We start from the raw sequence: 22,138 nt of genomic DNA on the forward strand, positions 1-22,138 counted from the left end.
ATACCCCAATAAATGGCGGTCCCGACCGGGATCGAACCGGCGATCTCCTGCGTGACAGGCAGGCATGTTAACCGCTACACCACGGGACCTTATTTTGTATTATTGTTTTTTCAAAAATGACCCCTACGGGATTCGAACCCGTGTTACCGCCGTGAAAGGGCGGTGTCTTAACCGCTTGACCAAGGGGCCATGGCTCCGAAGGCAGGACTCGAACCTGCGACAACCTGATTAACAGTCAGGTGCTACTACCAACTGAGCTACTTCGGAATAATTAATGTTGATTTGTCGTTGTTATCTTGTCGACTTTTATTATTATAGGGACAACTTAAGGAAACGTCAACCTTTTTCTTAAAGTTTTTTTATTTCATTAGTTTTAGAGGGCCTGCGCACTTACCACAGCAGTATTTTTTAACATTTACTCTAATCTTTCTAATATATAGCTGCTGACATTTTACACATGTATATGTATAAGAAGAGCGCTGTCTCTTCCTCATAGTTGTAGATGTTTGCAATGTTGAGCAAAAGCGAGGTGCATCCACTTTTTTTAATAGCTCTCTAAAATCTTTGTCGCGATGCTGGTAGCCTTTCCCCTCTAAGTGCAAATGATAGTGACATAGCTCGTGACGAACTATGCCTTCTACTTCGCTTACACCATACTGTTCAAACGCCTTAGGATTTATTTCAATATGGTGTGATTGTAATAGATAGCGGCCACCAGTCGATCGTAATCTTGCGTTAAAGTAAGCTTGATGCAGAAAAGGTTTATGAAAACTTTCTAATGAAACACGATTAACAAGCTGTTGTAGTTCCTCATTGTTCATAGCATTCACCTCTATCAACAAGAATACCACACTGCGTAGTATAGACAGTGTGGCTAAAATTTATTACTTTTCAAGTATTTGATCTTTTGGTGGTAGCATCGTTAATGAGATGCGCCCTTTATTTACTTCTATTTGTTCTACCCATACCGTAACAATATCACCTAATGCTACAACTTCTAATGGATGCTTTATACGTTTTTTTTGCAACTTAGAGATGTGAACGAGGCCATCCTGTTTTACACCAATATCAACAAATGCGCCGAAATCAACTACATTTCTAACTGTACCTTGCAACTCCATCCCTACTTGTAAATCTTCCATTTTCAATACATCTGTTTTAAGCAGCGGCTGCGGAAAGGCATCACGTGGATCACGGCTTGGCTTCATTAATGTATCCACTATATCTTGAATTGTAACAATCCCCATGCCTAAATCTTCACTTAGAACTTCCACATTAAGAGTTTCAATCGCTTCTTCTGCCTTCTGAGACCCAATTTCTTTTTTATCTATATGTGCCGCATCTAAAATCTTTTCTGCTAAACTGTAGCTTTCCGGATGAATACCTGTTCCATCAAAAGGATTTTTAGCTTCTGGTACACGCAGAAAACCTATTGCTTGCTCGTACGTTTTTGCGCCAAGTCGTGGGATTTTTTTCAGCTGTGTTCTTGTAGTAAATTGACCATTTTCCTCACGTACTTTAACAATATTCTCAGCCACTGTTTTTGAGAGGCCTGAGACATATTGAAGTAGGGATGCTGAAGCTGTATTGACGTCTACTCCAACCTGATTTACAGCTGTTTCTACTATAAAAGTTAACGACTCTGTAAGTTTTTTTTGCGAAACATCATGTTGATACTGACCTACACCGACTGCTTTCGGTTCAATTTTCACTAATTCTGATAACGGGTCTTGCAGACGACGTGCAATCGATACAGCACTTCGTTGCTCTACTTGTAAATTTGGAAACTCCGCTCTTGCCACATCCGATGCAGAATAAACTGAAGCACCCGCTTCATTGACAATGACATATGCCACCTCATTATTTACTTCGTTCAGTACATCTGCAATGAACTGCTCAGTTTCCCGAGAAGCTGTACCGTTACCAATAGCAATTATACTAATTGGATACTTTGCTAAAATCGACTTCACGACTGATTTCGATTTTGCTACATCCGGTTTCGGCGGATGGGGGTAAATGGCTGTTACTTCAAGCATTTTACCAGTTTCATCGACAACGGCTAATTTACAGCCCGTTCGGTAAGCGGGATCTACCCCTAATACATACTTGCCCTTCATCGGTGATTGTAATAACAGATTGCGAAGATTTTCAGAGAATATATGAATTGCCTGTGCTTCTGCCTTTTCCGTTAACTCACTTCGTAATTCACGCTCAATGGATGGTTGAATTAATCGCTTATATGAGTCTTCAATAGCTAATTTAACTTCCGAAATTGCCGGTGATGAGCCTGTTGCTGGAATCCATTCCTTCCACATGATCATAAGCACCCGCTCAATCGGAACATGAATTGAAACTTTTAGAATATCTTCTTTCTCTCCACGATTAATAGCTAAAATTCGGTGAGGAACAATGCGATTGACAGGTTCTTGGTAATCATAATACATTTCAAAAACATTTTTTTCGTCTGTTTCGTTGTTCTTCACAATTGTTACCAGTACGCCCTCTTTCCAAGAAAACATACGTATTTTTTCACGGATACCTGCGTCATCAGCAAAGCGCTCTGCTAAAATATCACGTGCACCTGTTAAAGCTTCTTCTGCTGATGCAACATTTTCCTCGTCTACAAAATCCTTTGCTAAAAGCGTTACATCTTCACTACGGAACTCTAATAGAATATCCGCTAACGGTTCTAGTCCTTTTTCCTTCGCAATTGTCGCTTTAGTACGTCGTTTTTGTTTGTAAGGACGATAAAGATCCTCTACACGTTGTAAAACAGTCGCTATTTGAATAGCCTTTTCTAATTCTGGCGTCAGTTTATCTTGCTCCTGAATTAAACGAATAACTTCCTCTTTACGTTGCTCGAGTTGCTGTATGTAGTGATAACGATCCTCTACAGATTTAATTTGCACCTCATCAAGAGAGCCTGTAGCTTCTTTTCGATAACGCGCGATGAATGGAACGGTATTTCCTTCATCCAATAATTTAATAACTGCCTCCGCTTGGCCGGGTTTAATAGCTACATCTTTTGCAATGAGCTGTAACATATGCTTTTGTTCCACATCATCACTACCTTTTTCTTTTCATTTTACCATTACATACTAATAAACATGCAAAAAATAGCCCCCTCTTAAGTAGAGTAGACAGCTTCTTTAAAATATATAAGGCGTTTATTGCTACTGGATAGAGGAATCCGATAGTAATAAACGCCTCAAGTGATGTTTAGAGCGACACACTGCCACTAGACAGAATAGCCTCCTGTAATTTCTTAATTGCTTGCCTTTGTATTCTTGATACATGCATTTGAGAAATCCCTAATCGTTCTCCAGCTTCTTTTTGACTAAGTTGTTCTAAATATGTAAGCTGAATGATTTGTTTTTCTCGTTCGTTTAAAACATCCATAGCATCTGACACAATCATTCTTCTATTGGTCATTTCATAGCCAACATCTTCTTTACCCATAATATCAAATAGCGTTACGGTACTTCCATCAGCGTCAGATTCTATTGAACGGTCCATAGAAAGTGCTTGGTAACTGCGACTCATCTCCATAGCCTCTAAAACTTCCTCTTCTCTAACCTCTAATCTGTCCGCGATTTCCTTAATAGAAGGAGACCGTTGCAATTCCATTGTCAGTGCTTCTACGGTTGATTTAATGCGTGGTCCTAATTCTTTAATTCGTCTTGGCACATGCACATCCCATGTTTTATCACGTAAAAAGCGCTTGATTTCCCCTACAATAGTTGGAACAGCAAACGCTTCAAAACTCCGGCCAAAATCTGGATCAAAACGTCTAATGGCACCTAATAACCCAAGCATCCCTACTTGAACGATATCATCAAAATAAGATTTACCATGTGAATATTTCCGCGCAATGGACTCTACCAAATACCGGTAATGAATCACTAAATTTGTCTGCGCTTCATCATCCTCAGTTGCTTGGTACAGTACAATCCACCTTAATACATCTTCCTTTGATGAAGATTTATGTAGTGATTCTTTCTCCATTTTTTCCCACCTGCTCTCTAGCGACATACTTTGTCATGAAAACAGTTACGCCACCATCGTTATTAATCATCACCTCATCCATCAAAGTTTCCATTAAGTAAAGTCCTAAACCGCCTTCTCTTAGTCCTGCAATACTTTCCCCAGGAAGATATGGGCCAATTTCCGACTTTACCTCCTCAAAATTGAAACTATTGCCGTAATCCGCAACCATCATTTCTATCTTATGTTCATATAAGGCACACCCAATCACGATTTCGCCTTCTTCATCTTCTTTATAAGCATGGTGAACAACATTCGTAACTGCTTCACTTGCTGCGATTTTCAAATCTTCAATATCATCATAATTAAATCCTATCCGACTAGCTAAACCAGAAACTGTTAAACGAATCACACTGACAAATTGCGGCTTTGCAGGAACCCTTACTTCTATATAATCAAATTCCTTCATCAGCTTAATTCCACCTTTTTATCAGTTTCAATATCCATCAATTCACTTAAGCCTGTTATTTCAAATAATCTTTGTAATCTACTTGATAAGCCAACTAGTTTAACTTTACCATCTTCGCGCGTGGCTCTTTTATAAAAAGCTACGAAAATGCCTAGCCCTGTACTATCCATATAATTTACTTTTGATAAATCTAGTTGAATTTCTAATCCTTCAGTTATCTTCACAGCCTCAAGTTTTTCACGTAGTCCTGAAGCTGTAAATGTATCAATCTCACCTTCAACAAATCCATATAATTTTGCACCGTCTTCTTTAAAATGGATCATTACGTCCATACAGCCCACCTCCACCATATTTGTTCGACTCTTCTTCAATTACCCTTATTATAAAATACTAAACATAATTATTTATTTTTTTATAATTACAACTGTAAAATCATCCGATAGTTTAAAGTTTTGTATTCTTTCTATTTTCTTATAAAGAAAATTACATAGTTCCTGTGCAGATTGATGTCGATGCTCGGCAATCAATGATGTGATGATCTCTCGTGAATTTAACTCATTATGTTGTCCTCTAAATTCTGTAACACCATCTGTCATGATTACTACTACATCCTGGTCCTCTAAGGGGATTTCGTTATATGAATACTTGATTTCAGGTAATACACCAAGTAGTAAACCTTTCGCCTCTAAAGAATAAAATGTATTTTCTTTAGCCTTATAGTGCAACGCTGGTTCATGACCTGCAGATGCGTATGAAAAAATGCTATTTTGAATATCCAAGCAACCGTAAAACATGGAAACGAACATGCTATCGTCCACACCTTTTTCAATTACACGATTGATGACCTCTAATACATATGATGGATCTTTATAAGCATAATCAAGCGTCTCAAGTGCATATTTCACCATAGACATACATAATGCAGCAGGAACGCCTTTACCCACAACATCCGTTACGGCCACACAGAGACAATCCTCTCGGTGATGTAAAAAATGTACATAATCACCGTTCATTTTACGAATGGGGATTGAAATCATCCCGATATCAACACTCGACAGTTGTGGTACGACAGTTTTAAGTAATGTTTTTTGAATATTAATTGCGATATTCATTTCTATTTCAAATTCAGCCTGTTTTTGTATTAAGCTTTGATGCTCTCTATGCGCCATCCCATAATGCACCATCACTTCAATGAGAAAATCATATGCAGGACGCACTTCATTTATTCTATCTGGAAAAATCTGCTCTACGGCATTTTTATGAATGCTCACAACATCCTCTGGTGAAACGTTTTTTTGAATTAATTGACGGGTGAAATTTTGACCAATATATAAATTTTCTTCAGTTTGATTGGTCATATAATCTGATAAGATTTTTTTATATTGCTTGTCTAACTCTTTCAAACCTCCACCTCCTAACGTAGCCATTTTTCCGTTGTGATGACCGTACCTTGTCCTAGAGTAGATTGGATATCCATGCTATCCATTAACCTTCTAACACCAGGTAAGCCTGCACCTAGTCCACCCGAAGTAGAGTAGCCCTCTTCCATTACTTTTCGAACATCCTTAATGCCTGGACCTTTGTCTGATGCAGTAATAACAATTTTCTTTTCAGCTTCTGTCTCAACACTTTCAACTTCTATAAACCCAATACTTGCATATAAATATATATTTCTAGCTAATTCACTAATCGCTGTCGTTATTCGAGCCTGATCAACAGTTCCAAATCCAAGTGCCTTCGCCTCGTTGCGCCCTAGTTGTCTTGCCGCAACTATATCCCACTCTGTAATAATTTCAACCGAAGACTTTAATGTCACTGTTGTCCCTCCAATTCCTTTCGGAGCTCTATTGTTATATTCTCTCCCTTTTAAGCTTAATTACCTTGCCATTTAAACTTAACTAACCGTTTTTTATCGAAAGAGAAATAATATAAGGTATATTCTATGTATATCTCAATAATACCTTTCGACATTTTTTCACAAAAATCTACTTTTATTCTAATGCTTATGTCCATTTTAAATCTATTTATACTATTTTTGAAGTACATTCAATTCAAGGTGAAGTAGACTTTGAGAATAGAAATGTAAAAAGCACCTAGATGAAGAAATCATCCAGATGCTCTATACATATATGTATATCAAAATTTGACAAGTCCCAAACTAATCATCAATGCACCATCTACCTTTTCCATCACCGCATGATCAAGCTGCGTAATACGATCTGTCAGTCTAGACTTATCAATTGTACGCACTTGTTCGAGCAAAATGACCGAATCACGTTCAAAACCATACTTTTCAGCATTTATTTCAACGTGCGTCGGTAGCTTTGCCTTTTGAATCTGAGCAGTAATTGCTGCGATGATGACAGTCGGACTAAATCGATTGCCAATATCATTTTGAATTATTAACACCGGCCTAGTACCACCTTGCTCGGAACCGACTACCGGCGATAAATCTGCAAAAAAAACGTCACCACGTTTTACATTCAAAGTGTCATCCCCCGCTAACGAGACGCTCCACTGTATGTTGTGCTTCATATTCTGCATGCAAGCATTCACTTGCAATCATCAGATTAATATGAGACATCTCAACATATCCTTTCATCATAGCTTCCCGTATTTGATTTGGTTGCTCCTGCATTAAATTTTTGCGCGACAAAATCTGCGCAAAAGATTCACCTTCAATTACTTCCTTTGTTTGTAGAAATAATCTGTCTTGAACAGCAATTGTAGCTTCTCTTAACTTTTTCTCGTACACAGCAAGCACCTCCAACGGAACCATCACTTTTCATTACTTCTCATTCTACCATTGAAAGATATTGTTGAAAAGACACGAAATGACAAAATATCTGACAATTTGAAGTATATGTTGTAAAATCCATGTAGGTTGTCGAAGGAAAATGTGTCGTTAAATATATATTTTAGGAACTCTTGCTGTTATAATGCATGGTATTTCATAATTTATGGTTTCAAGCTTTACTGCCCATTCATTCATTGAAATAACTTCTTGCCCTTGACGACCAATGAGCGTTACTTTCTCCCCTATAGCATATGCTTTTGGTAGGGCAACCATACATTGATCCATGCAAATTCGTCCAACTATCGGTGTTCTTTGGCCACCTATTATCACTTCTTGTCCAGCTAGTTTACGAATTACCCCATCCGCATAGCCTACAGGAATTGTACCTACCCACATATCTGTAGGGGCAAGAAACGTTGCCCCATAACCAATTGACTCACCTGCACTTACTTGCTTTACATGTACAAGCTCACTCTCAAGTGAAAAAGCTGGACTCAATGGAAATGGTAAAATCCCTTCAACATAAGACGATGGCGACAGTCCATACATTGAAATGCCATAGCGTACCGCATCAAATTGTAAATGTACGTCCTTCACTAATGACGTTGCTGTATTTGAAGCATGTACAAGTCTAGGTTTCTCAGGCAGTAAGGACATAAATTTCTCAAAAAACTGTACCTGGCTATCGAAATATTTCGTCTCCTCATCATCAGCCGTTGCGAAATGCGTAAAAATTCCGTCAAGGTCCACATTATGGGTTAATTGAATCGTATGATATAAATCCAATAATGCTTCCTCAGTACGTATGCCGATTCTTCCCATCCCACTATCTACTTTTATATGTAGGCGTAAAGGATTTACTTCATTAGCAATAAGTGTCGAAACTTGCTGTACCCATTCACTCGCAAATGTAGTAAGTATAATGCGTTGCTTAGCTGCATGTGGTGCAAACGAAACTGGCGAGGCACCTAATACTAGTATGTCTGGTTCTTCAAAATGTGCTCGAATATGTAATGCTTCGTCTGGTGTAGCCACGGCCAGCATAGTTGCGCCTGCTTCCAGCGCTGCTTTTGCAACTGCTACATCCCCATGTCCATACGCATTTGCTTTTACAACTGCGATAACTTGCACATTCGGTTGAAGTAGCTCTTTTAAGTTTCTCACATTTTGTTGAATGGCTTGTAAATCTACAATTGCTTTGGTTGGTCTAAAATGCTGCTGTGTCTTCATTAGAATACCCTCTTTATTTTTTATTAAACCATTATGTAATGCCAAAATACATTTTATTATCCTACATTGCAATAATTTCTATTGAGGTTTTAATTCACCTAGGTGTTAAAACACCTAAATAGTGTTAATATACAACCTTTTTCATTATAACTGTACTATTTTGCTTAACTAGCTACAGCTTTTTTTACCTGGAAAGCTGTAGCTAGTAAAAAACTACTTCATACTACTTATCGTCATAGAACTAGCAACTTCAATCATTTCTTCACGCGATAATTTACTCGATGCTACAAAGAAGGCAACGCCGTCCTTTTCCCAACTAATAGATGTATCCGTGATAGCACCAATTGTAAAGCCTAAGTCAACTGGATCTCCAGGTGAAGTTACTGGCAACATTGCAGTCTCTTTCATGACTGGTTGTTGCATCACAGTATAGGCCTTATCACCTTCAAATGTTAAGATAACGCGCTCCATACCATCCTCACTAATAGCTTGCTCATCAACCATTGTTGTGTTTTCAAAATTCACAACAGGGTAATGTGTTTGGAATTCTTGATATTCTACTTCCGCGCCCACTGCTTCTTTATCATCTTTTTCTGCTGGTGCGGCTTGCTCGCCTTTCGTTTCATCTGTTTCAGTAAACTGCTCTACGGCATATTCTTTCGCCGCATGCTGTACACCTAGCTTAATATCTTTAAAAGTAATACGAATTTGCTCTTCCTTCACATCGTTCATAATTACTACAGATGTTGGAAGCATTGATTTTTTATCAACGGTTATGACCTGATGAGGCATACTATTTTTATAGCTATTTCTAGTAGCCGCTTCAAATATATATGCTTTGTCTTCCTCTTTCATGACTAAATTTTTATCTTCAGCTAAATCTTCTGCAAGAGCCCCAATCAAATAGGCTTGACTATTCTTCTTTGGCCAATCACTTTGGAACTTATACATTTTGTTCAACGTTGGTGTGACCACAAAGACGCCATCTGCATTGCGCACAATCATTTGCGAAACGTCTTTTCCACTTTCCACTACTTCTACTCGGTAAAAATCAGGCTTTGTATGCCAAACCGTTACATCATACTTTCTCGGTTCACCACCCGATTTAATCTCCATCGTAGCGTCTAATTCATAACCATTTGTCTCTGACCACTTGCCATTAACTTTCTTCAACACTTTTTCCTGTGAGGCTGTACCACATGCCGACAGAAGTAATATCGCACAAATTAAAACGAGCCAAGTAACTAAACGGTTGCCCACGCTTTCACCCTTTCTTCTTTCAAATCCACTACGACAATATATGAACTGTATTTGTCAGTTATGTCTTATGAAGAATAGGCAATATATTTTTATGTTCCCTCATCCTATGTTTTTTTGGCAATAAACGAATAAACAGCCGCCTCTACAATTGGTGAGATAAAGACAATAATAGCTTTTTCGCGTTAGGGCCGCGACTAAATGAAGATAAAGTGTCAGATGGATGTTAGGAATTTTGAATGGAGTTAATGGTGCCAGCACAAATCACAAGCCATTTACACCGAGGCATAATTGGCTACAACAGTAATATTACTTGTGCGGCGGCATATTGCTTAGTATGTGTAATACTGACAAATCCGTTCACAAGTTCTCCTTTGAAATAGAGAACGGGATTACCAGCTTCCCCTCTCAATATCTCAACATCCCGCAGCTCACAATCTTTCCCAATACCTGTACCTAGCGCTTTTGAAAAAGCTTCTTTTGCTGCAAATCGTCCTGCCAAAAATTCTATTTTGCGAGTTTCTGAATGTGTTGAAAATAATGTCTGTTCCCTCTCCGATAAAACGCGATCTTTAAATTTATTTGTTCGTGTCATCACCTTAGTAATGCGCTCGATTTCTACAATGTCGAGACCAATTCCTTTAATCATTTGAACTTCTCCTTTTCTTATTTTCAAAAAGCCATGTATAATAATTGTAAATTGAGGTGGAGCAATGTTTAGTAGAACAGAAAATTTCAAGCAATATACAAAGTATTATCCTGTTGTTTCAGCATTAATAGCAGTCAATCTTATCCTTTATGTATTAACTCTTTTACCTGGTATAGGTACGCTCTTGTGTAACTACGGTGTCCAGGCAAATTTCCTCGTTCAAAACGGTGAATGGTGGCGTGTTCTCTCAGCAATGTTTTTACACGCTGGTTTTATGCATGTACTTTTCAATATGTTTTCACTGTATTTATTTGGGCCAGAGCTTGAAAAGATTGCTGGTAAGGCACGTTTTATTACAATTTACTTAGTCTCCGGTGTTGTCGGTAACATGGCGACCTATATGTTATATGATAGTAGCTATGCGAGTCTTGGCGCAAGCGGTGCTATCTTTGGCATTTTTGGTGCTTTCGGTGCACTTGTGTACTATACTCGCCGCACAATGCCTATGCTACGCAAGGTTATATTACCGATAATCGTCATTAGTGTTATTATGACGTTTTTACAGTCCAATGTGAATGTCTATGCCCATTTAGGTGGTTTAGTAACAGGATTTATTCTCGGTCTTATCTACCTACATCCCAAAAGAATCTTAAGCTGGCGAAAGCAAAAAATGGCAGGTAAATAACTTAAAAAGAGAGTGAGGTCATCCATTTAACCTTCACTCTTTTTATTTATCCACATCCACGTATAATTGTATGGGAGGTTCCCCTTCAGCTATTTGTGGATAAGTTTATAATGCAACTGTCTTTTCTTTAGCTGATTTACTTTTTTTCCATTCTGCTGCGGTTAATCCGTATACAACCTGGTCTACATGATGATCATATAACCATTCCGCATCTCTTAAACGACCTTCTTCATTAAAGCCTAACACTTTTGGTATTGTACGACTTCGAATATTCCCCACCGCCACACGCACTTCAATACGATTCAACTTCAGATAACTGAAAGCATAATCCATAACAGCTTTCATCGAATTGGTAACCAATCCTTTGCCGACAAAATCATTACCTAACCAATAACCTATGCTCGTCCACTTATGCTGCCAATTTATCTGATGATAACCAATCACTCCTGCAAGTTTACCTTCAAAGTAAATCCCAGCTTGTATCCCATTATTACTTGCATATTGTTGCATTGCATTCCGTATAAATTGTTCAGTATCTTTTACCGATTTCACATCATCCACAAATGGTAACCACTCACGCAACGTGTCCCTTGAACGATCCGTCAGTGCAAATAATTCATCCACATCACTTAAATCCAACAATTTCAAATATGTTTTCTCATTAATATCATATTTAAACACGATTACCACCCCTTTTGTTTGATTTATTCTATTATATACGTCATTTCTGTAAAATTATAGATAAAAAAGCTAATCTTCACATTTTACTGTAAGATTAGCTTTCGTTTGTTTCATCAATGCTCATACCAGGATAATATTGTTTCGGCATCCCGTTGTTCCAAACTTGGGACATTACCTGTCATTCCCGTCATTCCTGACATTACCGTTGCTTTAACAGACATAACATTTTTTCTCTTTTGGAAATATGTTTGTGTACACTCAACTGATTGTATACGTTTTTTCTCCATATAAAACGTTATACGACTAAAAATACGATATTGCATGGTAAATTGTTTACCATCAATCATATAGCCCGCAGTTTTATGTTGCCATATACCAAGTAATATCGCGAATGGAATCAGTAGCAATGACAGTAAGCCATAAGGATATAAGAAATAACTACTTGCACCAATTATCGGTATAAGCCATATAAAATCAATTCGGTAAAAAAACGGACGGGCTCGTTTTGGCGACCGTGTAAATTCAGGAAGCCAGTTCATATCCGGAAAAAGTTCAGCTAATATTTGTAGACTGTCATGCTTTTTAATAAGTGGGAACAGTGCAATTTTCTTATCCCCACCTTTTTCACCGTTTCCGCCAGCACTTTCTACAACAACAGTTGCAAAGCCCGTTAACTGACGTACAGGATTTTCAACAAGACGAATTGCTTGAATTCGATTTAAAGGCAGTGTGATACGTTTCTTTTCTAGCAAACCCTTTGTAATAATAAGCTTTTCGTCTTCAATTCGAACCGTATAATCATAATAATTTATAAGTGTAATAATAACGGATACAAACCATGCCACTATCAGAATTAGCATGACGGCTAATGCTATTAAAAATGCACCAACTTTCACAAAGTCTGAAAGCTCATGAAATACTGCATCATATGGAATTATATCTGAAAACTGTGAGACTGCTGCCACAAGCCCCGAAAGCACCACTCCAATTCCACCAGAGGTCGTTGCTAATACCAATAAATCGCGGATTGACATACGATAGATTGTTGGAATCGTCGCTTCTTCCACAGGAGTAGAGTCAAGCGTCTGTTCTACTTCAATCAATTGATGTGCCTGACTCTTTGTTCTACGCATTTCAAGTTCAATCACATCTGCCGCGTCCTTACGTATTGCTGTCAATTCTACCTCCGGCTTACCTCCCTTACTTCCAGCAGTTTCAACTTGCACCTTTACTAAACCAAATAAACGGTGGAAAATGCCCTCATTATAATTTAAACTTTGAATCCGCTCAAATGGAATATAGCGCTTCTTCTTTACAAACAGTCCATATTTCACACGTAATTCGCCATCCTCAAACCAATAGACAAAGGTGCGCCATTTTACAACACCACCTATAAGGGCAAGTACTGCCGCTACACCCCACACACCAAATAGTAAAATCGTTTCAAAAAAATGCTCACTGTGGAAGTTGAATGAAAAATTAAAGCCATTACTAATGATAATAATTGCGACTGGTAAAATCATACTTTTTAATGCTTTTACACTCGTTATAATGGCCGACACAGGGTGTAAACGATAGATTTCATTAGACATCATCTTCCGCCACCCTTGCTAATTCCGAAATACGTGCACGAAGTCCATCTGCCTCATCCATGATAAGTGCAGGGATTGTATGTACAGTAGCCGCCGTGGAAATCGAAATATTGCCGAGATTATATTTTTTTAAAATCGGTCCTTGTGTTGTATCAACATGTTGTACACGCACCATCGGAATAAGTGTACGTTTTACAACAAACAAACCGTGTTGTACTTCGATTTCATGTTCACGCACCTCATAACGCCAACGTTCCCATCTGATTTTTGGAAATAAATAGACAGATAGAATAGCACTTAGTAAAACAACCGCTCCGGCAACGAAATAAATAAATGTTGGCCACTCAAAATAATACGTGCCATAACAAACGAATGCTGCCACAATTATAAGAAACACCGTTTGAAATACGCCATATAGTCGCCATACTGTTAACCCTTTACGAGAAATTTGATGAATTGGTTCAGCTCTCAAAGTCGTTCCTCCTCTTTTATCCAACTATGTATACGTACCCAAATGCCATTTTGTTTCAATTAAAAATGAAAAAAACCTTACAGTCAAATTAGACTGTAAGGTTCATGATTATGATTAGTCTTCATGACGTCGAGGTGCTCTCGAACGACCACCTTGACCTTGACTTTGACCTTGTCCACCTTCACGGCGACCTCCGTCTCGACGTCCGCCATCTCGGCGACCTCCACGATCTCCACCGCGGCGTTCTCCGCTTCGTCCGCCTTCTCGACGGCCTCCGCTGAAGTTACGACCTCCACGGCCTCCGCGATCTCCACTGCGGCCTCCGCCACCGCCAGAACGTTCACGACGCATTGGTAATGGACGCTCTTCTGTAATTGTTACAGGTGTATCATCAGGCTCTTTTGTTAATGAGCGTAATGCAGCAGCAACTACATCTGTTGCATCATGGTTTTCAAGTATTTCTGCAGCAAGAGTGCGGTATTCACCTAAGTCATTGTTAGTAACAAGACCCTCAAGCGTCTCAACAGCTAAACGTTGTTGACCAACCAATGCTTCGTCAGTTGTTGGTGGACGAAGTGGCGTCATGCGTTTTTTCGTAGTATCTTCAACGATACGTAGGTAACCCATTTCACGTGGTGTTACGAAAGTGATTGCTGTACCCGATTTACCAGCACGACCAGTACGTCCAATACGGTGAACGTAAGATTCTGGATCTTGTGGAATATCGAAGTTGTAAACATGCGTTACGCCTGAAATATCAAGACCACGAGCAGCTACGTCCGTTGCAATTAAAATGTCAATTTTACCCTCTTTGAATTGGCGTAAAACTGAAATACGTTTCGCTTGGCTTAAATCACCATGAATACCTTCTGCAAGGTAACCACGTACGCTTAGCGCTTGTGATAATTCATCAACACGGCGTTTTGTACGACCAAAGATAATCGCAAGTTCCGGTTTTTGAACATCTAATAAACGAGATAACGCATCAAATTTCTCACGTTCAGTCGCTTTCACGAAGAACTGCTCGATATTTTCAACTGTCATTTCTTTTGCTTTAATTTTAACTACTTCTGGGTTGTTCATGAAAGTTTCAGCAATTTTACGAATAGCTGGTGGCATAGTAGCTGAGAACAATAATGTTTGACGGCTAGATGGCACGCTTTCTAAAATTGTGTTAATGTCATCGATGAAGCCCATGTTCAGCATTTCATCCGCTTCGTCTAGTACAAGTGTTTGAACTTCGTCTAATTTAAGCGTACGACGATTAATATGGTCTAAAATACGCCCTGGTGTACCAACAATAATTTGTGGCTTATTTTTAAGTGCACGGATTTGACGACCAATTTCTTGACCACCGTAAACTGATAATAATTTAACACGTTTGTCGTAACCTAATTTATATAGTTCTTCTGAAACTTGAATCGCTAACTCACGAGTCGGAGCGATGATTAAAGCTTGGATTGCAGGGTTTTTAGGATCGATTTTCTCAATAAGTGGAATACCGAATGCTGCTGTTTTACCAGTACCAGTTTGCGCTTGACCTAAAACGTCGCGGCCTTCCATTGCAAACTTGATAGTACCTTCTTGTATTGGTGTTGCTTCTTCAAATCCCATACGCTTTAGTGAACGTAATGAAGATTCGCTAATATTTAATTCTGAAAAATTTGTCAAACTTCTCAATCTCCTTTTTCCTTTATAAGTTGACAAATGGTTACATTTTCAGATGAAGTTGTCGGCAAATTCGAGCCTGTGGTGTGGAACGTTTCCGTTACTTAAAAATTCTCTCTACGTGGATGTATCGTGTAGAGCTCTCTTATATGAAAAGGAAAGCCCGGTCTTTACCGAGCGGTTCAATTCTGTCGTAATTATTCACTTAGAATAAAACCGTTATGTTCAAAAAAAAGCACTCTTCAACCAAATCATGAAGAGTCTTCGCACAAAATGTATCCATTGCTTACACTAGTCTATCACGTGAATCAGTCGTATGCAACGATAACGCATGAGTCGTAATAATCTGACTACTTATTGACCCTTTAAAAATTCAAGAACCCTTAAAAACCAAGCAGAGCAATCCTCGCCATAACAAATATGATGCTTGCCATTATCAGAAAAATACAAATGTTTGTCTTTCGAGGCAAGTTGATCATACAAAAATTGTGCCGTATGATATGGTACAATACCGTCTAATTTTCCCTGTATTATAAATACTGGATTTTTTATATTTTTATAATACGGCGCTACCGCTTGAACGAGTTTCATAAATTCAATTGTTGCTGATAAGGGCACGTTGTTAAATTTACTCCGATAACGTAAAAACAGTTCATTATTAGAAAGATTGCGATGGTAAGCCTCTGTCGCCAACATTTTAAAATCCTTAACAAGCTGCTTTGGACTCACGTACCTCGCGGCCGCACTAAGTAACACAAGCTTTTTCACTTTATAACGTTTCGCCAAGTATAAAGCGATAATGCCACCCATCGAAAAGCCAACTATTATTACTTCATCCACCTTTTTCGCAAGTGCACGAAAAGCTAGTTCAGTATCCATTAGCCAATGTTTTGCTGTAAAACCTCGCATATGCAATTCTTCACCATGTCCAGATAAGGTGGGCGTCTCAATCAACCAATCTGTCTGCGCCCGTAAATAAGCTGTAAATGGTTCTACTTCGTAAGGTCCACCTGAAAATCCATGTATACACAGCACCCCTACTGTCATTACCTCACCCCTAAAAAACACTAGTCTGACAACTAGCAACTGTTAAATTAATCGCATACTAATGAATGTCAGGACACCTAATGCAGGGAATTCGAGATGATTAAAACGTGTCGTTCAATCATTATTATGTACCCTACTATTTATTATATACTAAAGTTCACACCGCCCTATGAAGCCCTTAGCGTAACTATATCCTGCTGACCTCAACGACTACAATAAGAAATTCTAGACATCCAGCAAGCGCTGAGAAATGCTAAGTAACACGTAGCGCTTCAAGATAAAAACTAAACGCTCCGTATCCACAGCAAAAAAATCTATAGTCTGCTTAAAAAAATTTATCGATGAGGTCCGACCCCATCGATAAATTTTATTGCGTAAATGCTTTTAAAATGTTTTCTAACTTCATGCCTCTTGAACCTTTTAATAAAACGATGGATTGTTCATTAGCTTTGTGTAACTTTTCAATAATCGGTGCATAATCGTCTTGCGAGTAAATTAAATGTGCCGCATCAAAACGCTCTTTTAACACCTCATTCAAATAAGCCATGCGTGGTCCATATAAGCAAACGTAAGAGATCTCTTCTACATGAATATCTAGTGATAAGTCTTCATGGAAGCTCTGTTCATTTGAACCCAGCTCTAGCATATCACCTAGCACAAGCCACTTTTCTGAGCGAATCGTTGTCGTTGATACAAACTGAATAGCAGCCCTCACCGATGTTGGTGCCGCGTTGTAAGCATCATTAATGAACAATGCACCATTTGTACCCTGTACTTGTTGCATGCGCATATCAGTTAAGGCCACTTGCTTTAGCGATTTCCGTATTTGGTCATCGTTTAAACCTAAGTTTTGTGCAATTAGCATAGCAATCAGTGTATTTTTCACCTGATGCTTGCCTAATACGGAAATAAAGAAGTCCCCTTCAATTACACCATGTGTCGTGAAACTACTTCCGTTAGCTGTCGCTTCTATATTCTCTGCATACAATAAATCTCCAGGCTCTAAACCAAATGCCTGTGACTTTAAATTCCCCTCTTGTACAACTAATTCGTGCAATAACGGCTCATCGCCGTCATAGAAAAGTACACCGCCGTCTTGCATACCTTGAATAATTTCAAATTTCGCCTTGGCAATACCTGCACGCGAACCTAAATCTTGCATATGTGCCTCGCCAATATTCGTAATAACTGTTAAATGCGGGCGTGCTAACTTCGTTAAAAATTCAATCTCACCAAAACCACTCATACCCATCTCAAGCACAGCGACATCGGTATCTTCATCAAGCTGTAATATTGTTATTGGCAAACCTAGCTGATTATTAAAGTTCCCAATGGTTTTTTGCACCTTAAAAAAAGGCGCCAGTGTGCCTGCTAAAATGTCCTTCGTCGACGTTTTACCATTCGACCCCGTAATCCCTATAAACTTTGCCTTATGCTCACTGCGATAGGCACGTGCCATCTGTTGTAATGCCTGTTCAGGATCATCGACAAACAGTAGCGGAATTCCTGCTGGCGGATTCGGTTCATCTCTTTGCCACAGTGAAGCTCCTGCACCTTTTTCAAATGCTTGCAAAACAAATTTATGGCCATTTGCTTGCTCTCCACGAAATGGCACAAATAAGTCACCTTGCTGAATCGTTCTTGTATCAATAGAAATCCCTGATACAATCGTGTCACCGAAAGCTGGCACTTCATCATCTAACCATGCTGCTAATTGCTTTAATGTCTTTTTCACAATAATCCCACTCAGTCTTTTTTATAGTGAAGCTGTTGTTTTTCCTCATATCGCTCAATCGCTAGCTCAATTAAACGATTAATAAGCTCTGGGTAACTTACATTTGTATGTTGCCAAAGAAGTGGATACATACTTACAGGGGTAAACCCAGGCATTGTATTCACTTCATTGATATAAACCTCGTTATTCGCTGTAACAAAGAAATCTGCACGTACTAAACCGCTTCCATCTAGAATTTTAAAGGCACGTTTCGCATAATCCATTAAGTTTGCTACAACTTCTTTAGACAATTCTGCAGGGATGATAAGCGCTGTCGACCCATCTTTATATTTGGAGTCATAATCATAAAACTCTGTCACCGGCTTAATCTCACCTGGTACAGAAACTTCCGGAAAATCATTCCCCAATACACCAAGCTCTATTTCACTTGCCACGATTCCTTGCTCCACTACGATTTTGCGGTCAAATTGTAAGGCTACTTCAATTGCCTTTATAAGTTCTTCACGATTTGACGCCTTACTAATCCCAACGCTTGAGCCTAAGTTGGCTGGTTTTACGAACATTGGCCAAGATAATTGTTCTTCACAGCGTGCTAAAATGGCTCCCCGTTCATTTGCCCACTCACTGCGAATGAAATACGTATACGGCACTTGTGGTAAACCTGCAATTTCAAATAATTGCTTCATGATTACCTTATCCATACCTGCTGATGATGCTAGCACACCATTCCCTACATACGGAAGATTTAAAACTTCAAGTAAGCCCTGTACTGTACCATCCTCACCATTTGTTCCATGTAATAGTGGAAAAATCACATCGAACTTTACTGCTTTACTATTGTCGTCGATTAAGAAATCTGAAATATTGTTTTCTAAAATAATGGCATCATCACCAAATTGTAATTCTTCAATTGTACTTGCAGGTTTTACTAGGCGCTGACCTCGTCGCCATTCCCCATCAAGTGTAATGAAAATCGGATATACTTCATACTCCTCGAAATTTAAAGCCCCAGTGACTGCACATGCCGTCGACAATGACACCTCATGTTCCGCAGATTTTCCTCCGTATAATAAACCGATTCTTTTTTTCATTTTTGTGCCCTCCACATACTTCTTGAGTACTATTAGTTTATCACGAAACGGCTTGACTAATGACATAAAAATCTCACCGTGATTTTGACGGTGAGATTTAAGTATCCTATTCGATTCACGTTTAAAAGGTGAATGAGCGTTAGGTTAAATAATATGAATCAATTCATCGTGTTCGTTTTTCAAAATCGCATTTAAATCATCCCACACTTCATCTGGGAAAGAGTAATCTGATAGGTTGCGAATTTCAATGCCATACGCTGCTTTAGGTTTTTCAATACGATAGAGTGACAATAGTGCCCCGTCTTTAGCGAAGGAGCGATAAGCTCTCAAAAACTCTGGTGTGATTGAAGGCGTACTGGATTTCACTTTTCGACGCCAAAAGCCCGTGCTACGTTCTTTTTCACGTATTAAACTATTAAAAACATTGGCAACTAGCAAATCTGAATCACTTAAATGACGAAAATAAACTTTCGTCATTTTTTCCACATCCGAAGAATAATAGACAAAGCGGTTTTGTAATTTATTAAAAAATGGAGAAGTAATTGGTTCTTTTTTATGACTTAGGTAAAGTAACTCCCCTTGCTCCATAGGTGTCAGCTGATTTAATTTTTTCTCATCCATAAAGTCTATCCAACACAATTCTTTTGACTCAGTCGCTTTCTTTACAAAATGAGAAACTTCTTCATCTGATACATAGTCAAACTGTGTATGCATATTAAACGACCCATCTTCATAAGAATGTTTCAATAACAGTAAGTGATGCAGTGGATCTAAAGAAGCTACGAATTGCGAGAGCTTAAGGCCACTAAAAATGACGAATTTATCGACATCATTCATATGAACGTATATATGGTACATAAAATCTTCAGCTGACTTCAATTTCTTAGCCACAACCATCACCCCATTCTTCATATCATTATAAAACTAAACTGTAATTTTTTGAAACATTTTATGCTTATTGTCGTCACAACAATATACGTAGCCGGAAATACGTTTTTTGCGTTATAATGATAATGTTGTATATGCGTTAGCGCACATATTTTTATACTATTTTATTTTAGGTGGCTTTTATGGAAAATAAACGAAATTTCGCGAATCGTTTCGACTGGACACTCGCTTTTATACTTATCACTTTCCTTGTCATTAGCTTGTTAGCTATTGCATCGGCGCAAACTTCAGGACAATACGGCATTAACTATGTACCTAAGCAACTTCAATGGTATGTGATTGGTGCATTTATTATTGGTATTGTCATGTTTTTCGAACCAGATCAATATAAAAAAATGGCGTGGTATATGTATGGAGCCGGTATCGCTCTCTTAGTACTACTTATTTTCATGCCTGAAGGAGAAGGGCAAATTGGCGCACCTGTTAACGGTGCTAAAAGTTGGTTTCATACACCTGTAGGGAATATTCAACCCTCTGAATTTATGAAAACATTTTACATTTTAGCACTTGCACGGCTAATTAGTAAGCACCATGAGGTCTATTCATTAAAATCTTTAAAAACTGACGTCATTTTATTAGCTAAAATCAGTGTAACCTTGATTATACCACTTGCTATTATTATGAAGCAGCCAGACCTTGGTTCAGCGCTTGTATTCTTTGCTATCACCGCTGCACTTGTTATTGTTGCAGGCATCTCTTGGAAAATAATTTTACCGACTTTCGTCGGTGGAGCTGCACTTGGTGGTACTCTCCTATGGATGGCACTCTATATGCAGGATTTCTTAGAGAAAACATTCGGCTTTAAGGCTTATCAGTTTGCCCGTATTTATTCGTGGCTTGATCCCTATTCCTATTCATCAAGTGATGGCTACCATTTAATTACTTCATTGAACGCCATTGGTTCAGGTGAAATTTTCGGTAAGGGATTCCGTGGTCGTGAAGTTTATGTTGCCGAAAACCATACCGATTTCATCTTCACAGTTATCGGTGAGGAATGGGGCTTTATTGGTGCTAGTATCGTTATTTGTATATTCTTCTTGTTAATCTATCATTTAACGAAAACAACACTTTTATTAAAAGATCCGTTCTCAACGTATGTATGTGCTGGAATAATCGCCATGATTACGTTCCACGTCTTTGAAAACATCGGTATGACCATTCAGTTACTTCCGATTACAGGTATCCCGCTGCCGTTCATTAGTTATGGAGGGAGCTCATTGATGGGGAATGCACTTGCTATAGGACTTGTCTTTAGCATGCGTTTCCATTATCGCACTTACATGTTCACTACTCACGATGAAGATGATTAAAGTCCACAGACAGATACCAAGATATAGGAAATGGGTAGTCTCAATTTTAGGAGACTACCCATTTTCATTTTAAACGAGTTAAGCTTGAACTTGCGGTGTTTGCGTTGGCGGTGTGAGTACTTTTAAAAGCTCAAGTCGAGACTTTGTTACAGTAGCTTGCACACCCAACTTCGATAAATTCGAAACAATCTTTTTCAAATCTACTTCCTTCGTCATACGTTCCACCTCAATCTTTCCTCGAATTTTATAACGTTTCATTTACAAAAAAGTTTCAATGTATATGTGTAAGAGGTCTGACAAGTATATCTTTCTCTATCATACCATTTAACTTGACTTTATAGTTTTTCAATTTTGTTACAATGTAAATTTTATTTACCTGTTAACTCTTACTTCCTGTTACATACCCCACATCGGTATGTAACCTATAAATATTATACTGTAGAACCAAACGATGGTGCTATATGACAAATGATACAAATCAATCGAATGGCTCGAAAAGGTCATTTACTCTCCCCTTGATTTT

At 38.5% G+C, this 22,138-nt stretch carries 23 protein-coding genes and 3 tRNA genes; 2 read left to right on the forward strand and 24 right to left on the reverse strand.

Annotation, left to right across the window (positions count from 1 at the left end; translation table 11 throughout):
- Window positions 1-13 precede the first annotated feature (13 nt).
- The 15 genes from H131_RS16700 to acpS all read right to left on the reverse strand — a co-directional run bounded on the left by H131_RS16700 (window position 14) and on the right by acpS (window position 10,386).
- Window positions 14-89: transfer RNA gene (locus tag H131_RS16700), tRNA-Asp, on the reverse strand.
- 28 nt (window positions 90-117) lie between these two features.
- Window positions 118-189, reverse strand: a tRNA-Glu gene (locus H131_RS16705).
- A gap of 1 nt (window position 190) precedes the next feature.
- Window positions 191-267, reverse strand: a tRNA-Asn gene (locus tag H131_RS16710).
- Between the two features lie 92 nt (window positions 268-359).
- Complete coding sequence (locus tag H131_RS16715) at window positions 360-821, reverse strand: SprT family protein (protein WP_010860305.1); 462 nt, start codon at window positions 819-821, stop codon at window positions 360-362.
- A 63-nt stretch (window positions 822-884) separates the two neighbouring features.
- The gene (locus H131_RS16720; RefSeq protein ID WP_010860306.1) at window positions 885-3,059 is read right to left on the reverse strand and encodes a Tex family protein; all 2,175 of its coding nucleotides are present in this window, start codon (window positions 3,057-3,059) and stop codon (window positions 885-887) included.
- Between the two features lie 160 nt (window positions 3,060-3,219).
- Window positions 3,220-4,005 (reverse strand): RNA polymerase sigma factor SigB, encoded by a 786-nt coding sequence (gene sigB, locus H131_RS16725; RefSeq protein ID WP_010860307.1) that lies wholly within the window; start codon window positions 4,003-4,005, stop codon window positions 3,220-3,222.
- The gene (gene rsbW, locus H131_RS16730) at window positions 3,983-4,453 is read right to left on the reverse strand and encodes an anti-sigma B factor RsbW (protein ID WP_010860308.1); all 471 of its coding nucleotides are present in this window, start codon (window positions 4,451-4,453) and stop codon (window positions 3,983-3,985) included. Before rsbW ends, sigB begins: the two co-directional genes overlap by 23 nt.
- Window positions 4,453-4,785, reverse strand: coding sequence for an STAS domain-containing protein (locus H131_RS16735; RefSeq protein WP_010860309.1), 333 nt, complete (start codon window positions 4,783-4,785; stop codon window positions 4,453-4,455). Before H131_RS16735 ends, rsbW begins: the two co-directional genes overlap by 1 nt.
- Before the next feature lie 72 nt (window positions 4,786-4,857).
- Window positions 4,858-5,856: a PP2C family protein-serine/threonine phosphatase gene (locus tag H131_RS16740; protein ID WP_010860310.1), complete on the reverse strand. Its 999-nt coding sequence runs from the start codon at window positions 5,854-5,856 to the stop codon at window positions 4,858-4,860.
- An 11-nt stretch (window positions 5,857-5,867) separates the two neighbouring features.
- Window positions 5,868-6,269, reverse strand: coding sequence for an anti-sigma regulatory factor (locus H131_RS16745; RefSeq protein ID WP_010860311.1), 402 nt, complete (start codon window positions 6,267-6,269; stop codon window positions 5,868-5,870).
- A 320-nt stretch (window positions 6,270-6,589) separates the two neighbouring features.
- A complete protein-coding gene (locus H131_RS16750; RefSeq protein WP_008177055.1) occupies window positions 6,590-6,940 on the reverse strand; it encodes a type II toxin-antitoxin system PemK/MazF family toxin in 351 nt (116 codons plus the stop codon).
- Window positions 6,941-6,944: 4 nt separating this feature from the next.
- Window positions 6,945-7,208, reverse strand: coding sequence for a hypothetical protein (locus H131_RS16755; protein WP_010860312.1), 264 nt, complete (start codon window positions 7,206-7,208; stop codon window positions 6,945-6,947).
- Window positions 7,209-7,358: 150 nt separating this feature from the next.
- On the reverse strand, window positions 7,359-8,480 hold the full coding sequence (gene alr, locus H131_RS16760; RefSeq protein WP_010860313.1) for an alanine racemase: 1,122 nt from the start codon (window positions 8,478-8,480) through the stop codon (window positions 7,359-7,361).
- Between the two features lie 213 nt (window positions 8,481-8,693).
- Complete coding sequence (locus H131_RS16765) at window positions 8,694-9,740, reverse strand: LolA family protein (RefSeq protein WP_010860314.1); 1,047 nt, start codon at window positions 9,738-9,740, stop codon at window positions 8,694-8,696.
- Between the two features lie 292 nt (window positions 9,741-10,032).
- Window positions 10,033-10,386 (reverse strand): holo-ACP synthase, encoded by a 354-nt coding sequence (gene acpS, locus H131_RS16770; protein WP_010860315.1) that lies wholly within the window; start codon window positions 10,384-10,386, stop codon window positions 10,033-10,035.
- 64 nt (window positions 10,387-10,450) lie between these two features.
- Between acpS and H131_RS16775 the strand changes: the two genes are divergently transcribed.
- The gene (locus H131_RS16775; RefSeq protein ID WP_010860316.1) at window positions 10,451-11,071 is read left to right on the forward strand and encodes a rhomboid family intramembrane serine protease; all 621 of its coding nucleotides are present in this window, start codon (window positions 10,451-10,453) and stop codon (window positions 11,069-11,071) included.
- Between the two features lie 105 nt (window positions 11,072-11,176).
- On the opposite strand, the gene H131_RS16780 is transcribed toward H131_RS16775, so the two are convergent.
- The 8 genes from H131_RS16780 to H131_RS16815 all read right to left on the reverse strand — a co-directional run bounded on the left by H131_RS16780 (window position 11,177) and on the right by H131_RS16815 (window position 20,254).
- On the reverse strand, window positions 11,177-11,752 hold the full coding sequence (locus tag H131_RS16780; protein WP_010860317.1) for a GNAT family N-acetyltransferase: 576 nt from the start codon (window positions 11,750-11,752) through the stop codon (window positions 11,177-11,179).
- A 113-nt stretch (window positions 11,753-11,865) separates the two neighbouring features.
- Window positions 11,866-13,344 (reverse strand): PH domain-containing protein, encoded by a 1,479-nt coding sequence (locus H131_RS16785; protein ID WP_010860318.1) that lies wholly within the window; start codon window positions 13,342-13,344, stop codon window positions 11,866-11,868.
- Window positions 13,337-13,816, reverse strand: coding sequence for a PH domain-containing protein (locus H131_RS16790; RefSeq protein WP_010860319.1), 480 nt, complete (start codon window positions 13,814-13,816; stop codon window positions 13,337-13,339). The genes H131_RS16785 and H131_RS16790 overlap by 8 nt, the downstream gene beginning before the upstream one ends.
- A 114-nt stretch (window positions 13,817-13,930) precedes the next feature.
- A complete protein-coding gene (gene cshA, locus H131_RS16795; protein ID WP_010860320.1) occupies window positions 13,931-15,487 on the reverse strand; it encodes a degradosome RNA helicase CshA in 1,557 nt (518 codons plus the stop codon).
- A gap of 351 nt (window positions 15,488-15,838) precedes the next feature.
- A complete protein-coding gene (locus tag H131_RS16800; protein WP_010860321.1) occupies window positions 15,839-16,531 on the reverse strand; it encodes an alpha/beta hydrolase in 693 nt (230 codons plus the stop codon).
- Between the two features lie 367 nt (window positions 16,532-16,898).
- Entirely contained in the window at window positions 16,899-18,266 is a 1,368-nt protein-coding gene (locus H131_RS16805) for a UDP-N-acetylmuramoyl-tripeptide--D-alanyl-D-alanine ligase (RefSeq protein WP_010860322.1), read from the reverse strand.
- An 11-nt stretch (window positions 18,267-18,277) separates the two neighbouring features.
- On the reverse strand, window positions 18,278-19,357 hold the full coding sequence (locus tag H131_RS16810) for a D-alanine--D-alanine ligase (RefSeq protein WP_010860323.1): 1,080 nt from the start codon (window positions 19,355-19,357) through the stop codon (window positions 18,278-18,280).
- Between the two features lie 144 nt (window positions 19,358-19,501).
- Window positions 19,502-20,254, reverse strand: a complete 753-nt coding sequence (locus H131_RS16815; RefSeq protein WP_010860324.1) for a hypothetical protein — start codon at window positions 20,252-20,254, stop codon at window positions 19,502-19,504.
- Window positions 20,255-20,427: 173 nt separating this feature from the next.
- Between H131_RS16815 and H131_RS16820 the strand changes: the two genes are divergently transcribed.
- Window positions 20,428-21,615: an FtsW/RodA/SpoVE family cell cycle protein gene (locus H131_RS16820; protein ID WP_010860325.1), complete on the forward strand. Its 1,188-nt coding sequence runs from the start codon at window positions 20,428-20,430 to the stop codon at window positions 21,613-21,615.
- Between the two features lie 78 nt (window positions 21,616-21,693).
- Here the strand turns inward: H131_RS16820 and H131_RS24610 are convergent, their stop codons facing one another.
- Window positions 21,694-21,831 (reverse strand): Lmo0850 family protein, encoded by a 138-nt coding sequence (locus H131_RS24610; RefSeq protein WP_010860326.1) that lies wholly within the window; start codon window positions 21,829-21,831, stop codon window positions 21,694-21,696.
- Between the last annotated feature and the right edge of the window lie 307 nt (window positions 21,832-22,138).

It is taken from the genome of Lysinibacillus sphaericus OT4b.31 (assembly GCF_000392615.1).
Lineage (GTDB): Bacteria > Bacillota > Bacilli > Bacillales_A > Planococcaceae > Lysinibacillus > Lysinibacillus sphaericus_B.

Bases quoted from the DNA above. Each gene is read 5' to 3' on its own strand.
- H131_RS16715 (WP_010860305.1), bottom strand. From the start codon at position 821: ATGAACAATGAGGAACTACAACAGCTTGTTAATCGTGTTTCATTAGAA.
- sigB (WP_010860307.1), bottom strand. From the start codon at position 4,005: ATGGAGAAAGAATCACTACATAAATCTTCATCAAAGGAAGATGTATTA.
- rsbW (WP_010860308.1), bottom strand. From the start codon at position 4,453: ATGAAGGAATTTGATTATATAGAAGTAAGGGTTCCTGCAAAGCCGCAA.
- H131_RS16735 (WP_010860309.1), bottom strand. From the start codon at position 4,785: ATGGACGTAATGATCCATTTTAAAGAAGACGGTGCAAAATTATATGGA.
- alr (WP_010860313.1), bottom strand. From the start codon at position 8,480: ATGAAGACACAGCAGCATTTTAGACCAACCAAAGCAATTGTAGATTTA.
- acpS (WP_010860315.1), bottom strand. From the start codon at position 10,386: ATGATTAAAGGAATTGGTCTCGACATTGTAGAAATCGAGCGCATTACT.
- H131_RS16775 (WP_010860316.1), top strand. From the start codon at position 10,451: ATGTTTAGTAGAACAGAAAATTTCAAGCAATATACAAAGTATTATCCT.
- H131_RS16785 (WP_010860318.1), bottom strand. From the start codon at position 13,344: ATGTCTAATGAAATCTATCGTTTACACCCTGTGTCGGCCATTATAACG.
- H131_RS16800 (WP_010860321.1), bottom strand. From the start codon at position 16,531: ATGACAGTAGGGGTGCTGTGTATACATGGATTTTCAGGTGGACCTTAC.
- H131_RS16810 (WP_010860323.1), bottom strand. From the start codon at position 19,357: ATGAAAAAAAGAATCGGTTTATTATACGGAGGAAAATCTGCGGAACAT.
- H131_RS16815 (WP_010860324.1), bottom strand. From the start codon at position 20,254: ATGGTTGTGGCTAAGAAATTGAAGTCAGCTGAAGATTTTATGTACCAT.
- H131_RS16820 (WP_010860325.1), top strand. From the start codon at position 20,428: ATGGAAAATAAACGAAATTTCGCGAATCGTTTCGACTGGACACTCGCT.
- H131_RS24610 (WP_010860326.1), bottom strand. From the start codon at position 21,831: ATGACGAAGGAAGTAGATTTGAAAAAGATTGTTTCGAATTTATCGAAG.